The 16,798-nt window shown below is 49.0% G+C and carries 14 protein-coding genes; 7 read left to right on the forward strand and 7 right to left on the reverse strand.

All coding sequences use genetic code 11. The features are described 5' to 3' along the window. Positions 1–4 precede the first annotated feature (4 nt). The 7 genes from BGO59_RS04150 to BGO59_RS04180 all read left to right on the forward strand — a co-directional run bounded on the left by BGO59_RS04150 (position 5) and on the right by BGO59_RS04180 (position 6,529). Positions 5–307 (forward strand): nucleotidyltransferase domain-containing protein, encoded by a 303-nt coding sequence (locus BGO59_RS04150; RefSeq protein ID WP_293680984.1) that lies wholly within the window; start codon positions 5–7, stop codon positions 305–307. Continuing rightward, positions 288–536, forward strand: coding sequence for a HepT-like ribonuclease domain-containing protein (locus tag BGO59_RS04155; protein WP_293680987.1), 249 nt, complete (start codon positions 288–290; stop codon positions 534–536). Before BGO59_RS04150 ends, BGO59_RS04155 begins: the two co-directional genes overlap by 20 nt. Positions 537–725: 189 nt before the next feature. Then, on the forward strand, positions 726–2,273 hold the full coding sequence (bshC, locus tag BGO59_RS04160) for a bacillithiol biosynthesis cysteine-adding enzyme BshC (protein WP_293680990.1): 1,548 nt from the start codon (positions 726–728) through the stop codon (positions 2,271–2,273). A gap of 4 nt (positions 2,274–2,277) precedes the next feature. Next, the gene (locus tag BGO59_RS04165; protein ID WP_293680993.1) at positions 2,278–2,865 is read left to right on the forward strand and encodes a 5-formyltetrahydrofolate cyclo-ligase; all 588 of its coding nucleotides are present in this window, start codon (positions 2,278–2,280) and stop codon (positions 2,863–2,865) included. 114 nt (positions 2,866–2,979) lie between these two features. Beyond that, positions 2,980–3,993 carry an aspartate-semialdehyde dehydrogenase gene (locus BGO59_RS04170; RefSeq protein ID WP_293680996.1) on the forward strand — a complete coding sequence of 338 codons (1,014 nt, stop codon included), beginning with the start codon at positions 2,980–2,982 and terminating at the stop codon, positions 3,991–3,993. 89 nt (positions 3,994–4,082) lie between these two features. After that, positions 4,083–4,859 carry an ABC transporter ATP-binding protein gene (locus BGO59_RS04175; protein ID WP_293680999.1) on the forward strand — a complete coding sequence of 259 codons (777 nt, stop codon included), beginning with the start codon at positions 4,083–4,085 and terminating at the stop codon, positions 4,857–4,859. A gap of 5 nt (positions 4,860–4,864) precedes the next feature. Continuing rightward, the gene (locus BGO59_RS04180; RefSeq protein WP_293681002.1) at positions 4,865–6,529 is read left to right on the forward strand and encodes a hypothetical protein; all 1,665 of its coding nucleotides are present in this window, start codon (positions 4,865–4,867) and stop codon (positions 6,527–6,529) included. Between the two features lie 65 nt (positions 6,530–6,594). On the opposite strand, the gene BGO59_RS04185 is transcribed toward BGO59_RS04180, so the two are convergent. The 7 genes from BGO59_RS04185 to BGO59_RS04215 all read right to left on the reverse strand — a co-directional run bounded on the left by BGO59_RS04185 (position 6,595) and on the right by BGO59_RS04215 (position 16,763). After that, positions 6,595–7,113, reverse strand: coding sequence for a hypothetical protein (locus tag BGO59_RS04185; RefSeq protein ID WP_293681005.1), 519 nt, complete (start codon positions 7,111–7,113; stop codon positions 6,595–6,597). Positions 7,114–7,142: 29 nt separating this feature from the next. Next, on the reverse strand, positions 7,143–8,606 hold the full coding sequence (locus tag BGO59_RS04190) for a SusD/RagB family nutrient-binding outer membrane lipoprotein (protein WP_293681008.1): 1,464 nt from the start codon (positions 8,604–8,606) through the stop codon (positions 7,143–7,145). A gap of 24 nt (positions 8,607–8,630) precedes the next feature. After that, positions 8,631–11,834, reverse strand: a complete 3,204-nt coding sequence (locus tag BGO59_RS04195) for a SusC/RagA family TonB-linked outer membrane protein (RefSeq protein WP_293681010.1) — start codon at positions 11,832–11,834, stop codon at positions 8,631–8,633. Positions 11,835–12,439: 605 nt separating this feature from the next. Further along, a complete protein-coding gene (locus BGO59_RS04200; protein WP_293681012.1) occupies positions 12,440–13,204 on the reverse strand; it encodes a CRISPR-associated endonuclease Cas6 in 765 nt (254 codons plus the stop codon). A gap of 11 nt (positions 13,205–13,215) precedes the next feature. After that, entirely contained in the window at positions 13,216–13,932 is a 717-nt protein-coding gene (cas5, locus tag BGO59_RS04205) for a CRISPR-associated protein Cas5 (protein WP_293681015.1), read from the reverse strand. Then, a complete protein-coding gene (gene cas7b, locus BGO59_RS04210) occupies positions 13,929–14,897 on the reverse strand; it encodes a type I-B CRISPR-associated protein Cas7/Csh2 (protein ID WP_293681018.1) in 969 nt (322 codons plus the stop codon). The genes cas5 and cas7b overlap by 4 nt, the downstream gene beginning before the upstream one ends. Before the next feature lie 3 nt (positions 14,898–14,900). Beyond that, positions 14,901–16,763, reverse strand: a complete 1,863-nt coding sequence (locus BGO59_RS04215) for a TM1802 family CRISPR-associated protein (RefSeq protein WP_293681021.1) — start codon at positions 16,761–16,763, stop codon at positions 14,901–14,903. Positions 16,764–16,798: the final 35 nt, after the last annotated feature.

The following is a 16,798-nucleotide window of genomic DNA, read 5'->3' on the forward strand; positions in this document are numbered from 1 at the left end:
CACGATGAAACTGACCACAGGCGAACTACAGGTAATTCGAAGTTATCTACGGGACAAACCCGTGTTGCGCGTTTATGTGTTTGGTTCTTATGCTCGCAATGAAGCTAATAAAGAGAGCGATCTGGATTTGTTGGTAGAATTGGATTATAGCCGCCCAGTTGGTCTACAGTTTGTTAGTATGAAACTTGATCTGGAAGAAAAGTTAAGTAAATCCGTTGACCTGGTTTCTATGAATGGATTGTCACCCCGAATCCGTCCATTTATCGACCAGGATAAACAACTCATCTATGAAAGGACGGTTCGGTAATAGGCAACGACTTGAGCATGCTCTTGATGCTATTGCCGAGATTGAGAATTATATAAACGATCAACCATTCCCTGAATTTCTGAACAACTCAATGATGCGGTTTGCCTGCATCAAACAGCTTGAAATTATTGGTGAGGCTTGCAATCACCTTGATGAAACTATCAGAGGTGAGTTTCCAGAAGTACAATGTCGTCAGGTTACTGGCCTCCGGCATGTTTTGGTACATTAATCTTTTGGTATAGATCCGTCTCTAATCTGGGATATACTCACGAATGATGTCCCTACACTAAAAATTCAACTGTCTCATATTTTGGATGTTATTTGAGTTTTATCGAATGCAATAACAAAGCCCTTACCCCTGACCGAACCTTGCGGAGCCTTCTGTTGTTGAGCCGATAAAATCCCAACCCTGCTCCGAATGGACTGTCAGTACCTGCCGCTTAGCTCTACCGGCCAGTTTTCGTCACTATTTCTCGATTACATTACTAAAACTGCTACTCTAGCCCCTTTTTATAATCGCTTTCCCGAACTAGCTGCCTTTGGTGGTCAGCTTAACGAGAAATCGTTCGATGAAGAAAAACGACGGGTTCTGGTCGATGCACTGGAACGGCAGTACAGCTCACTTGCCAACAAGCCTGACTTTTCGGTACTGCTCCAGCCGAACACCTACACGGTAACGACTGGCCACCAGCTGAACATTTTTACGGGTCCACTGTACATTATCTATAAGCTAATCACGACCATTAATCTGGCCCGGAAGCTTAAGGAGACTTATCCTGATTACAACTTCGTGCCTGTGTACTGGATGGCTACCGAAGACCACGACTTTGCCGAGATCAACCATTTTTCAATGTTTGGGCGAAGTTATACCTGGCAAACCGAACAGCGTGGAGCCGTTGGTCGGATGAACCCTCAGGAGCTAGCGGCCCTCTTCAAACAGATCCCTGAAAAATTGGCCTTGTTTGAAGAAGCGTATCTGAAGCACGATACACTTGCCAATGCAGCCCGCTATTATATAAACGAACTGTTTGGGGCCGAAGGGCTGATTTGTCTGGATGCCGACGACGCTGCACTTAAACGCATTTTTGCTCCTATCATGCGGGACGAACTGCTGCATCAGCACTCCGGCGAACTGGTACAGCAACGCACTGAGCAACTGGAGGAGCTTGGCTATAAAACGGTTATTGCTCCCCGCGACATTAATCTGTTCTATCTGGACGATCAACTTCGCGAACGCATCGAGCGCAAAGAGGATGGCAGCTATCGGGTTGTCCATACCAAACTAAGTTTTTCGGAAGCCGAACTCCTTAGTCTATTGGACGAACACCCGGAAAAGTTCAGTCCGAATGTAGTGCTACGGCCATTGTATCAGGAAACCATTCTCCCCAATCTGGCTTATATCGGCGGCCCTTCCGAAGTGCCTTACTGGTTGCAGCTAAAAGGTGTATTCGATCATTTCCAGACGCCTTTCCCAATTCTGATGCCCCGGAATTTTGCGCTGTATGTTCCATCCGTAGCAAACAAACGCATTTGTAAGTTAGGCCTGACTCCTGAAGAATTATTTCAGGACACGCTGAAAATCAAGCACGAATACATCGAACACCACGCCCGGCATACCCTTAAGTTCGACAACGAAAACAAAGTGGTCAATAAAGCGCTGGATGCTATTCTGCACAAAGCACAAATGGTTGACCCTACGCTCGAAAAAGCCGTTCTGGCCGAAACCAAGCGGTTTGCCAATGCCATTGCCCGGCTGGAGAAGAAAATGCGACGGGCCGAAGAACGAAATCAGGAAACGGGCGTTCGGCAGCTATTAACGGTCAAGGCAGAGTTATTTCCTAATGGTGGGCTACAGGAACGGAGTGAAAACTTCCTGACATTCTACTTGAACGACAAATCGTTTTTACAGAAAATGCTCTCCGTTTTCGATCCATTCGATTACCGGATGCAGCTTTGTATGGAATAGCCGAATGACCAAAGCCGAGCTACGTCGTCAGTATCTGACCAAACGAAGGAGCCTGACTGCGGATGAAGTTAATCTCCGGAGTCAGGCCATAGCCCAGCTGTTTTTCGACTTTCTCACTCAACTCAAAAAAACACCTTCCTCCGTTCATTGCTTTCTTCCGATTCAACGACAACAGGAGGTTGACACCTGGCTGATTATCCGACAGCTTTGGGCGTTGTATCCAGCTATTGAACTAGCTGTTTCTGTGACAGATGTAGCCACTCATCAACTTCGGCATTATCCTCTATTGCCAGATACATCGCTCCAGGAAAATCGCTGGGGGATTCCAGAACCCATTAGTTCCGATCAGTCGGCCATCGAGAGTCATCGATTCGATTTAGTCCTGGTGCCATTACTTGCCTTTGATCGGAAGGGCAATCGAATAGGTTATGGGAAAGGATTTTATGATCGTTTTCTAGTCAACTGCCGACCCGATTGCCAGAAGGTTGGCCTATCCTTGTTCGAAAGCCTGGAACAGATTGATGATGTAGAACCAACCGACGTTCCACTGAGCGCCTGCATCACCCCATCGGGTATCTGTTTTTTTTCGTAATAATTCTCCTGTGCGTCAAAGTTTTGGCGTAATTTTGCACTCCAAATTTGTAATGCGGGTGGAAGCCCGCTTTTGTTAACTAATCAACTGCGGGTTTATACCCGCATTACTACAATGAAAATCGCAGTCGTTGGAGCTACTGGCTTGGTCGGTAGCGAAATCCTGAAAGTGCTGGAAGAACGTAACTTCCCCGTGTCTGAACTCATTCCCGTTGCTTCCGAGCGCTCGGTTGGTAAACAGGTTGAGTTTAAGGGTAAACCTTACACGGTGGTTAGTTTCGAAGACGCCATCGCTGCCAAACCTGCTATTGCGATTTTCTCGGCGGGTGGCAGTACGTCGCTGGCGCTGGCTCCCAAATTTGCCGAAGCGGGTATTGTTGTTGTCGATAACTCGTCAGCCTGGCGGATGGACCCTACCAAAAAACTGGTTGTTCCTGAAGTCAACGCCGATGTACTGACTCCCGAAGACAAAATCATTGCTAACCCAAACTGCTCGACCATCCAGATGGTTGTAGCGTTGAAGCCTCTGCATGATCATTATAAAATCAAGCGGGTGGTCGTTTCAACTTACCAGTCGGTGACAGGAACGGGCAAAGCGGCTGTCGATCAGTTGTTTGCCGAGCGTAAAGGTGATCATGAATCACCCAAAGTATACCCGCATCCGATTGACCTGAACGTACTCCCACACATCGATGTATTCCTCGACAATGGCTACACCAAAGAGGAAATGAAGATGGTGAACGAGACCAAGAAAATTATGGGCGACGATTCCATCAAGGTGACGGCTACCACTGTTCGTATCCCAACGATTGGCGGTCACTCCGAAGCGGTCAACATCGAATTTGAAAACGAATTTGAAGTAAGCGATGTGGTTGATATTCTGAGCAATACCGAAGGGGTTATCGTTCAGGACGACCCGCAAAACAAAATATACCCAATGCCGCTGACGGCACATGGTAAAGATGAAGTGTTCGTAGGTCGGATTCGTCGCGACGAAAGCCAACCCAAAACACTGAATATGTGGATCGTAGCCGATAATCTTCGTAAAGGAGCGGCTACCAACGCCGTGCAGATTGCCGAGTATCTGGTAAAACACAACCTGGTTGAAACCGAGGCAACTGTGGCGTAACCGTTTTTAGTGATTAATGTAATAAATCCCGTTCGGCTTGTAGCTGGGCGGGATTTTCTGTACTTTCGGATACACTGAACCCTTTTTCCGTGAATCCAACGCCAGTTATCCAGCTACAGAACCTGCAAAAGTCGTATGGTTCGTCCCTCGTGCTTAAAGGCATCAACCTTAGCGTATCGGCTGGTCAGGTGGTCGGCTATATTGGCCCCAACGGAGCCGGGAAGTCAACCACCATTAAAATTCTGATGGGTATGCTCCCCGATTATGCGGGCGAAGCGACTGTATTGGGCATGGATGTCAAAACCAATGCGCTAGCGATTAAACGGCGGGTTGGCTATGTACCAGAAAACGCTGCCCTGTACGATACGCTGACCCCCATGGAATATTTGCAGTTCATCGGCCAGCTTTATGAGTTAGACCCTGCCCATATCGAACGCAAAGCCCTCGACCTGCTCCGACTCTTTCAACTGAGCGACCACGCCAACGCCCGCATGACGACGTTTTCGAAAGGGATGCGCCAGAAAGTACTGCTTATTTCGGGGCTTCTGCATAACCCGGATGTTATTTTCCTGGATGAACCGCTGTCGGGCCTGGATGCGAATGCCGTGGTACTGGTGAAAGAAATTATTCGGCAACTGGCCAACGATGGCAAAACGATTTTCTACAGTTCGCACCTGATGGATGTAGTTGAAAAAATTTCGGATCGCATCATTATCATTAATCAGGGCCAGGTGATTGCCGACGGTACGTTTGCCGAGCTTCAGCATCAACGCCCCGAATCGCTGGAGCAGCTATTTTCTCAATTGACGGGCAATGAAGGACAAACGGGCGTGGCTGAGGAGTTTATTCACACCCTGAAAAACTAATCGGCATGATTACCATTATACTGTGGATTCTCGACCGGCTGAAACCGCTTTTCGAAGCATTGGGCGCCGACTACGGTCAATTGCGAGCCATTGTACAGGTCAAGCTTACAATGGACAGCCGACGAAGCTTCGTCAGTTTGGGGCGCTATGGAAAGCAATCTGGCGAGAGCAATACTAATTTCATCCGGATTCTGGCAATTTACGCGATTATCGGCGGGCTCATTAGCTTCGCTATGTTGGGTATTGCGCCCAAAGAAAATCTGTTTCTTCCGTTAACCTTACAGTTTAGCTACATCATGGCCCTTTGCGCCATGACGCTCATCTCCGATTTTTCATCGGTCATTCTCGACTCATCCGACAATCAGATTATTCTGCCCCGGCCTGTCAGTAGCCGAACCCTGTGGCTGGCTCGTGTGGTGCATATCACCAGCTATTTGTTTGCCATTACACTGTCGCTAACAGTAGTCAGCATTTTCATTCTGGCAAGTCGATTTGGCGCGGCTTCGGGCCTGTTGTTTTTATTACTGAGTCTGCTTTCGGCCATCCTGATGGTGTTTCTGACGAACATTTTCTATCTGGTGCTGATGAAATTTACCAGTGAGGAAAAGCTTCGGGAAGTGATCAATTACTTTCAGATTGTGATGGCGATTCTGTTTTACGGAAGCTACCAGGTTTTGCCCCGGCTCATCGGCTCCGAACGAATGTTGCAGGAGCCACTGGCCCATCAAAGCTGGCATTACCTGATACCACCGATGTGGATGGCGGGAGCGACTGAAAGTTTTATTCAACCTGTATTCGACCAAACACACCTGATTTTTCTGGCGCTGGCGCTGCTTACTCCATTTACTGGTCTATGGTTTATGAATCGGTTTTTAACTACCGATTTTACCCAGAAAATAAGTAGTATCGATCAGGACGGGCAGACAACGCCAACTCCAATTGCAACTACATCGACCAATCGGCAAAGCTGGATGGAACAACTAGCTGATTGGTTTACCAACGATTCACTTGAGCGAGCGGCCTTTGCTTTTACCTGGCGAATAACAAGCCGGGATCGGAAATTCAAGCTCAAAACCTATCCACAGTTGGGCTTCGGGTTAGCCTATGTCATCGCCATATCGTTTCAGAGCGGAAGCTTTAGTTCGGGAAGCTTCTTTTATCTGTTCGCGCTTTATTTCGGCGGTATTTATGTGATGGTTGCCCAATACCAGCTCCGCGTTTCGGACAATTATCGGGCATCATGGGTATATGGCAGTGCGCCTATTCAGGAGCCAGGTAGTATCTTGTCGGGGTCACTGAAAGCCATTATTATAAAACTGCTGGTGCCTTTTTACACGTTGCTATCGTCCTATGTCCTGTTCCGATACGGACTTGACAAAATCAGCGATGTCCTGCTGGCATTCAGTAATTCGCTGGTCATGCTCTTGAGCGCAGCCCTGCTTTCGACACGCTCTATGCCCTTTTCAATTGAGCAGGATGCCATGAAGCAAAACAATACGGCTCGCGGACTACTCATCAGCCTGGTGCTGGCGCTGGTTGGTTTTTCGCATTACGGTCTGACACGCATCCCGTTCGGCGTCTGGATAGCCCTACCGTTTTCGATAATCCTTTGCTGGTACCTGCTTCAACAATATAAAAAGACTGGTTGGGAGTCGGTTGAAATGAGTTAGAAAAGCGAAAGCCTACTCACAACAGCAAGCAGGCTTTCTTTACGGTAGCTGTTAGGTCTTACTAATTAGTTTACGATTCGAACGCGAACGGGTTCGGGAACGATCTGCGTACCGTCGTCCAGTGTTACCAGAAACAAAAACTGGATCTCGGTATAGTTGGGTAACGCAACCGGAGCGGTAGCTACACTCGGATATTTCTTCTTGAAATCGGCGATTGTCGTCGTAAATACCGCTGTAGTACCACTGCCTGCAATTGGAGCCGTGTTCAGGAGTGTTGTAGCATACGTCCCCGAATTGAGGTTCCCGACGGTGATGCCCGTTCCACCACCCAGCACCTTGGTAATCTCCTTAATAGTGCGACCACTGCTGGCTGGTATCGATAAGGTGAATGAAATTGGGCCGCCCGATGCCAGTGAACTGACAATGAAGGGATTGAATCCATAAGTAGTCGTTCCAGGAAACGTTACCGGAATAGCCGGACGATTGTCCCGCACCAGATCACTGTAAACCAGATCGTCTTTGCAGGAGAAGCTGCCACCAGCCACCAGGGCCAGCAACAACAGATTTAAAAGTATCTTTTTCATGAAAATGCGTGTGTGAGTTCAGTTAACCATTAATCCACATCCCACCACACTCGTACGTTCGACTGGGGAGCGGGGTTGGGGAAGTTGGGGTTCCGTTGAATTTCGGTATTGATATACACCGCCCGAACAGGTCGGGTGCCATCGATACCGGCTGCGTTCTGGGAAGGTTGCAGAACGGGGTATCCAGTCCGACGGTAATCGTTCCAGGCTTCGAGGCCGTTTCCGGTCCAGGCGATGTACTTCTGGGTGATGATCTGGGCGATTTTTTGTTCATTGGTACCCGAAAGCGTCGCTACTGTTGGGTTGGCGGCCAAATAAGCTGTGATCTGATCGGCGGACAGGCCAGCCAATGACAGGGATGCGGTAATGCCTTCAGTATAGAGAGCCTGCGGATCGCCGGGTGTGCCCAGCCGTAAAGCCGCTTCGGCCAGGATGAACGCCCGTTCAAAATTGGTGGTCATCCGTACAGGACCTTCACCCGAATTGCCCGTAATGAATTTATTATACCGCGACCAGTTAGTTACGGGTGCTGGCAATGTTCCCCGAAACCCGTTGTCGATGGTTACGTAATCGGCACCGGGCTTGGTGAAGAAGATCGGCAACCGAGGATCGTTCAGGCTTTTCAGCAGGTTCAAATACCGCGTGCTCAAAATGATGTCGTCTTTGAACGTACTGACATACGTGTAGCTGTAACGCGGGTCCTGGCTACCGACTGTCGATCCGAACGTAAAGTTCATGTCGTTGGCGTTGGTCGTAATGTAGTTATTGCCCGTCAGTACCTCGTTGATGACGCTGGTGGCCAGAGCCGGTTCTTTACGGCTGATTACAGTCGCGAACTTGAGGAGTAGGTTATTGCCAGCCCGCTTCCACTTCGCCAGATCCCCCCCATAAATCAAATCTTCAACACCGGGCTTCAAGGCTGATGGAGCATCCAGATCTTTGATGCCTTCGCGTACTAGATCGAACAGGCTCTGAATGCCCTGCGACGAGTTACCTTTATAGATGTCTTCCTGTTTGTCGATACGGGGAGCCGTGAACGCTTCACCCTGTAATGCCTGCGAATACGGAACATCACCCCACATATTTGTCGCAATCGAGAAGGTATACGCCTTCATGATTTTGGCAATACCTGTATAGGCCTTTGAATTCGTCGCATCGCCCAGTTCGATCAGTTTCTGGAAATTGACGAGCCCACCGTTATAGATTTCGAAGCGCCACTGGTTTTCCATATCGGCCCCATTTGTCTGAAACACATCATAATTGGCGGGGCTATTGTTCGCTCCGGCCAGATGTTGAACCAGTGTTTCGGCAAACCGATTGATCTCATTAGATTCCGCGAAAGCCGTACCTGCCTGAGCACCCGGTAACAATACAGCCGGCGTTACGGCTGTTGGGTTGTTGGGCGTAACATTTATATCCAGAAAGTTGCTACAGGCACCCATACCCAAAAACAAGGGCAGCAACAGGTAGCGTTTATGATTCAGTAAGTTCATGAGATTCTTTGTTGAATAGAGTAATTAGAACGTGAGTCGGATATTGCCACCGAAGTTGCGGGTGTTTGGTGGGCCGTTCAGGTCAAGCCCCTGAATGTTACCAGCTCCCTGCGTATTGATTTCAGGATCGGCCGGAAAATTCGGCGCATAGAAATATAGGTTCCGACCACTGACACCCACCGAGATCGAGCCGAACGGTGTTTTTCCTAACAAGCCTTTTGGTAAGGTGTAGTTCAGGGCCACTTCACGCAGACGGTAGACTGTAGCGTCGAACACAGCCGCTTCGGAAGCTAATCCACCCAAGCCGGTAAAGCCCGTTCCACCCCAATACGCCTGTGGACTCAACTGAATGTTGTTGGGCCGGAAGGTCCCGTCAGCATTCTGAATCACACCGGGTAAAATACGCGGCTGATCCCGATCCTGCCCGGTCACGTACAGCGAACCATTACCCCGTAGATCGACCATCGGGAACGAGTAAAGCTGGCCACCCTGACGTGTATCGATCAGTACCGATAGGGCTATTCCCTTGTACGAAAAGGTGTTGGTCAGACCGGCGATGTAGTTCGGTTGCGGATTGGAAATGACCGAATTGGCAACACCAGGGGCAAACTGTCCCGAGGTTCCGTTGACCACATATTGTCCTACATATTGTCCGGTTGGGTCATAGTATAAGCCATTCGGATCGGTATTCTGCACACGGGCATTGGCTGTACCGACAACGACACCATACGGATAGCCTTCGTAGATCGACGGGGTAATGCCCGTAAATGCATTGGCACCTGACCCAACCAGGTTTGTGGCCGAGCTCCCCACCGACGACGATTTAACGCCTGGCGCAATCGAGATGACTTTATTGCGGATTAAGGTGTAGTTGAGCGAAAGATCCCATTTGAAACCACTGACCCGCACGGGTGTAGCATTCAGAACAACCTCAACACCCTGGTTTCGTAACTCACCGACGTTGGTCGTACGCGTATCGAAGCCTGTTGTATTCGCAATCGCTACGTTAAAAATCTGATTCGTACTCCGGGTATCGAAGTAGGACGCATCGATGCTAAACCGATTCTTGAACAAACCCAGATTCATACCCACTTCATACGACGTCACAAATTCGGGCGTCAGGTTATTGTTCCCGATTCGGCCGCTCACCACAAAACCGGGAATACTCCCGTTACTGACCTGAAGCGGGAAGGTAATATTCGCGGTGTTGTTTCCATAGGCTGCTCCGGTATAGACTGATGTAAGCAGGTATGGATCGGCATCGCGACCTACGCGAGCAATACTAGCCCGAACCTTCGCGTAGGAGAGAATATCCGAATTGAGCTTAAACGCATCCGTTGGCACAAAACTGAGAGCCGCCGACGGATAGAAGTAAGTATTATTGGCCTGGGGTAATGTCGACGACTTATCGGCCCGGCCCGATAGTTCGAGGAAGAGGTAATTGTTGTAATTCAACGACAACTGACCATAATAGCCTATCAGCCGACGGGCAGTACTGAATTCGCCGGTGCCGGTCCCAGCCGTAAATACGGTACCGTTGCCCACATTGTAGAAACCGGGAATGGTCAGCGACGAGGCATCGACCAGCACTTCCTGCGTTTTACGCTGGTTAACGTTATTCCCCAGCAACAGGTTGGCATTCAGCCCCTCTACGAACAGATTGTCTTTACGGGCCGAAATCAACAGATCGCCGTTGAGTTCGTTGCGGAAGAAGTTGTCCTGCTGGATTTCTCCGGCTGGTGAGCGTCCGGCCCCAATGGGCAGGGTAAGTTTGCGTCGATCGGTATAGGTGTCACCCGTTACGCGATAGGCTATATTCAGCCAGCTGGTGATGTCATAGCCAATCTGGAAATTGCCAAAGAAACGGTCTACCTGACTATCCAGCTTCTCATTATTTACGCTCCATTGCGGGTTATTGTTGGTAGTGGAATAATAAATACTCCGGCCATTTGCATCCTGATAAAGTTCGTTTGCCAGATCGTAACTACGAGGAATCCGGGTTATTTGGCCAAAGGCACTGGCCCCATTACCACCCGGAATCCCGGTCGATACGGTTTGCACATACGTTGCGGTTCCACTGATACGCAACCCGTTTTGCAGCTTCGACTCTCCGCCTAACTGCACGTTGGTCCGATTAAACTTCGAATTCTGGATGATACCGTTTTGCAAAGTATTCCCAATGGCAATAATGTAATTCCGGTTAGCATCGCCCGAGGCAATGTTGACCGAATTCTGGAGGATGGTACCCTGCCGATAAAAATCCTTTACGTTATTGGGATATGCCTGATAGGGCACTGTATTGCCCTGCGTATTAGTTACCGACGTAGGACCACCCCCAAAAGGCAGACCCCAGGAGTTGGTCGAGTTCGACACAAACAGGTTATTGGCACCCTGACCGTAATCGTTCTGAAAGCGAGGAAGGCCATACACATTCTGAACATTGAACGACGAGTTGACCGTTACCTCGGTCTTGTTGTTCTGGTTTCGGCCCGATTTGGTCGTAATCACAATGGCCCCAGCCGACGCCCGCGAACCGTACAGAACCGCAGCCGCTGGTCCTTTCAGCACGTTGACCGACTCAATACTTTCGGGGTTAATATCGGCCAGCCGGTTGGCGGGTTGTGTACCGAACAGCGTGTTCTGGGTCAGGTTAACATCGTTACTGAAGATAATCCCATCGACCACAATAAGCGGCTGGTTACTTCCCGTAAAGGAGGTAATACCCCGGATGTTGATGTTGGTCGAGGCACCGGGGGCCCCACTGGCTGCGGTAATATTGACACCCGCCAGCTTGCCCTGTAAAGCATTGAGCAGGTTTGGTTCTGATCGTTGCGCCAGAATATTACCACTAACTTCCTGCGTTGCGTATCCCAGCGAACGCTTGTCGCGCTCAATACCCTGTGCCGTTACGACAATTTCGTCCAGGCTTTGCGCGCCAGTGACTAAAGCGATATTAATGGTCGATTGATTGCCAACGGCAACTTCCTGACTAGCGTAGCCGATGAAGCTAAAAACCAGCCGACCATTGGCTGGCGCACTGATCTGATACTGACCATTGGCATCTGTGGTAGTACCTTTTGTGGTTCCTTTTACCTGAATGCTTACGCCGGGCAGGGTTTGGCCATCGTCGGATGACGTAACACGTCCACTGACGTTAACATCCTGCGCTGATACTGTACAACAAACGAACAGGGCCAGCAACCAGCTTGTGATGAACGTGAACTTCATGTTTTGAGTAAAGATTGAAACATAGAAAATCAATAAAACGGCGGCTATCCAAACCAAAAGCCCGACTAACAAGTATGTGCGTTAGAACGTGCATACGTCGGACAGCAGCCCTACAATCCTTTCAAAGGACGCGTGTAAGCCAGTGGTCAAGGGTAATCCCGATAAAGGTTATCGCTTTTATAGTGATGGGCCGTTTGCACAAAAAACGAGGAGGGTTATTCTCAACGCAGCCTGTGCTGTTTCGAGAATAACCCTCCGCCTAAGTCCATTTTTCAGCCCTTCTTCAACGGGGACACCTCTAAAAAATCACTCTTTTTAAGAGATTAAATGGATATGCTTCAATCCTGCTTTTGAATGGATTCTGCTTTGTGATATCGGATGTGAACATCTGACTCCGTTAGGTTTGTCAAGTTTTAGAAGTTGTTTGAGTTAGTTCAAGTACAGCGGTTTGTCCAGTTAGAGTGAGGCCATATCCTTAAATCTGGCCTTGGTGCGGTTTTGAGAAACCGAACGGTTTGTCTGGTTCGGTGTTGAGAAACCGCACCGTGTCGGTTATTAGTAACCGACACCACATTCCCCTCTACCGTTCTATATCCATGTATAGTTTATGAGAATGGTTGCCAGGATGTGTCATGCATGCGGGTGACAAGCTGATTTGGCTGATCACTATGGACACACCGTTCCACGCTGCCGAAACCACGAGACACGCCTTTGCCTAAGCCAAGTCCATTGGGCAGGACGACATTGGCTAGAAAACGACCCGAAAAGGCAATCATGCGCTGGTTCTTAAATTGAGTGGCCCGCTCGTCCAGCGACAAATGCACCATCAACCGATCGTGGTGAGTCAGCCATAACCCAAACGTTCGAAAGGTGGCCAGTATCTGACTGGTAAAGACACGCTTTAACTGTGCCGTTCGGTCAGCCTCTGAATATCGTCGATAATCGCTATAGTTCGCCTGGTTGAGGGCCATCCATAGTGTTACAAATTGATAGTCAACCAGTTCATCTGCCATACCAATCGGCACCTGTTCACAACGAATGTGCTTTGTATGAACCGGAATGTGTTTGCCATCAATCGATAACGTAGATACCTGAAGAAAAAGCTGGGTAAGTAACTCAGCGCCCTCGCCAAATCCAACCAGCGTCGGCATATGTCTTAACACTTTGTACTGAACCAACGGATACGCATAGCGAAACCGAATGGCCTCTGTAGCCGATTCATTATCGGCCTGAAGATGATTATGCAGTAGGGGCGAATAGTTTCGAAACAACTCCCCAAAATACCCGCGCAGTTTATGGGCATCACGCGTATGGAGTGTAATTTCCGGAAAGGTGATTGTTGTTTGCGGAATCAATGTCTGCGTGGCCATAATCAGCAAGGTCAGAAAAGAATAACATTAGCTTCCTTAACCGGATAATACTCAGTTACCTGGGCTCGAATCGGCCTTCCTTTACGGTCCAGCAAGATGTCGTCGCGTTCGGTAACCTCCCGATCCGTATTCATTTCGATGGCAAACAAGCTCTGTTCAATCAGTTCATTGCTGCCTTCCAGCAAAGCGGTCTCTTCCAGACCCAGCAGATACTTCCTTGGAATGACCGAATGAATCGCAACAAGGTCTGCCGATCGGTGTGCCTTTACCGTAACCTCTCCTATCCACTCAAAATTAGACGGCAACCCCGCCAACCCCAGCGAAGGCGTATAGACACAGGTATGGGATTCGATTGCCTTTTTCAGCTCCTGTCGAACGGTTTCGTCCTGATGCCAGACGAACAACCGATAACGCGGTTTATACACATATTCGACCAACGAAGGCTTTGCACTATCATCGACCCGTTTGAGCGTTGACCGCAAATTGACACCTAACCGTTTCATTACGATTGGATTACGTACTGAAATACCCAACAGGCATTGCTTATTGGCAAACGTTTTTAGGTAGGCACTGTCAATTTTGGATAATCCAAGCACGGCCCCCAAATAGCCATACAAAGATGTTTTTGGCGGAATGGCATAGGAAACGGCAGAGGTTGTCGCGTAAATTTTCTTGAAATGAGCATAGTCGCCCCAAATATCAAAGATCAGAATTTGCCGACTCGTCATGGCTTCGTCAGAATAGGGTCAGACAGGTTGATACGGTCATCCTGTAATACGGAGATGCGTTCGATTCGGTCAGCATATTTTGTCAGAACGGCTACAAGCTGCGAGGTGTCGACTATAAAATCGTCAATATCGCTATAGGCGTCCTCCCGCTTACCCGCTTTGGGAATCAGTTGGAGTCGTTCGATCAGGTCACCGATAAAGAAGCCACCTTTATAATCGATCTTGACCAGTAATCGAGGCATATGGCCTTTTTTGGAACGGGTAAGCAGGTTTTTGGTGCCGTACCAGATGGCCTCGTTTAACTGATCAATATCCTCATCCGTGGTTCCGACGTATTTGGCAGCCTGTTCATTGATCACTCCATGAAACGCAATCAGGCCATAGGTGATGATGTACTCTTCCCGAAACGTTTTCTGGATCGACTCTTCTTTTGTAGCAAACGCTCCGGTCCCTTTCATAAACGTTTCCTGAACGCGATTTAGCGAACGCCCCATGCCAAACTGCACCGGGCCCGTAAAATGGAATAACTTGTGGGCATCAACGGGCTCTTCGGGCTCCCCACTTTCCAGGTCGATACCGGCCTCAACCAGAAATGCTTCCCTGACCTGCTTCCCAACTTTCGGACTGGCCTTCGGTGCCGACACCCCCCCAAACAATCGGACATCAATAAACTTTTGCAGATACTCTTCCCGATTACTATACGCTTTTGCCCGCTCAGTACCTGTTACGGCCCTGCCCCCCACCGACCGAATAAAAATATCTCCTTTACTGCCTGCCTCGCCATCGAAACCATGATCGAGCAGGTAATCGCGAATGGTGCGTTTTAGTCGCACATCGGTCACCAGACAACAGCCCGACTCTTCGTCGATACGAGGCCGGTTAGCATCCAGCGGATCTCCGTTCGGATTACAGCGTTTGGCATCGTATAAAAACAGGATCTCACTGCGATTTTGAATTGTACGCATACCTTATGCCGTTGGCCCAGCTACTGTCTTTTTCAATCGATTGATCCGAATCTGCTCTATTGTAAAGGCTTTTTGCATCGCCATACCCACTGCAAACGAATAGGATAGTTCGGTTTTCGACAGGCTATTATCGGCTAGCAGAAGCGCAGGGCCAATATGCGTATCCAGCTCGGCCAGCCGGGCCAGCTCGGCCGGATAGAAATGCCGCTTGTCGTTTATTCCGGTATCCATATACTCCCCAATCTTAGCCGTCAGTTTAAGGTGGATTTTTCGGAGTTGGTCAACATCCAGATTCAGTCCATTCAGGTACTGGCGAAACGGCTGGTTCCGGTAAAAGCTTTTTTGCTTGGCCAGCAATAGCTCGACCTCACAACCCAGGTAAAAAGCGGCTCGCCGAAGGGGATGAGTCAGCAGATCGGGGTGTTGACGTTCGAACGTCTCGGGAATCAGTCCAACGGGTTGTGGCATAGCAGGTTTCATGCTAGAAAAAGAAAAAAGATTGAGTTGATAGAAAAATTGAAGCAATACAAACGAATGTCGGATCTGTCGATTAACCAGATAAGCACTGGCATCATTAGCCTTGAAAGCCGCCCGAATCGGAGCCATAAAAGCACGTAGAAGCTGCTCCCGGTCTAGCGGTTGGTTGTAGTAAATAGCGTCAATAACGTGGAAAAAGAACGAGTGAAAGAGCCATTTGTCTTTCCCTTTTACCTTAACCAGTTCAGCAAAATAATCCTTGATCGAAGCCAGCGAAATCCTGAGCGGTTCAGATCTTCCCTGCATTAGACTAACCGGCCCTGTTAAGCCTTGATAACTTCGTTCAACAGCATTCTTGACGGCAATGACCCGTTTGAAACGGGCGGGCAGAATATTCGACACCTGCAATTTGATTGCGAACTGAGCCTGTTTCTCCTCGTAAAAGAAAATATCGTAATACACTGGCTCACTATCGACGATGCTGTTGTCCGAGGTATTATCGACCGCTTCCGCCGGGTTGATAAACGTGTATATGGACTGAACGCTGGCTGTTGCGGTACCCGACGACCGCAGGAAACGGGCTAAAAACTGCGTTGCCTGTTCATCGGGAACGGTGTCGAAAAAGCGGGGCATGATCAGATATTTCATGCCAAAAAAGGGTCGCGCCAGCCGTTCCAGTATCAGTCGTTTAGCCCCTTCCAGCCGTTTTACCGCATCGGGCGATACCGGAAACATCTTATACGAATCTTCCCCATCGAACCCGTTTCGGGAGAACGCAGGCTTTTCGACCGTAAACCCCAATGTATTCACCCGCCCCCACACTTCTGAAACCGGTTCGTAACTAACGGCACATACCTTGTTATTAGCTCTTGACTTGCGCCAGTAGGTGGCATAGGGCATCTGGTCGTTCAGAAAAAGAGCCCGGTATTTTTCATCGTCTCCAAAGTACCGCCCGTTGAGCCGGATTGTAAATAGATATTTAATCGCATTATCGAGCGGAAGCAACCGTAGCCTCTGTTCAATGTCGTCAATCTGGCTGTCACGGATAAAATCGTGCTGATAATTCTTAATGGATTGCCGGATTTTTTTTACCATCGTACGGATGCTTTCCAATTGCTTCTCCGTAGTTGGCTGCGTGTGCAGGTACAAGGTCGGAACCAGGTTCGTGGCATTGGCTTTTGCCTCCCGGAACAGATACCGATCAACCCAGTCAGGATTAAACACTTCTACCGACAATTCGGGAAGTAACTGACCATCGTGAATATCAGCAACAATCACCTGGGCCGCTCCCTGCCAGGTCGGAAATGGATTGGCCCAGGGTCGGAAATAGTCTTTATAATCGTCCAACTGAGCAAGCAGCTTTCCGGCTATGTACAATGATTTAATCATACTGTCTCAAGCAATAGAACACAGATTGTTATGAT

The organism is Spirosoma sp. 48-14 (genome assembly GCF_001898575.1).
Taxonomy (GTDB): Bacteria; Bacteroidota; Bacteroidia; order Cytophagales; family Spirosomataceae; genus Spirosoma.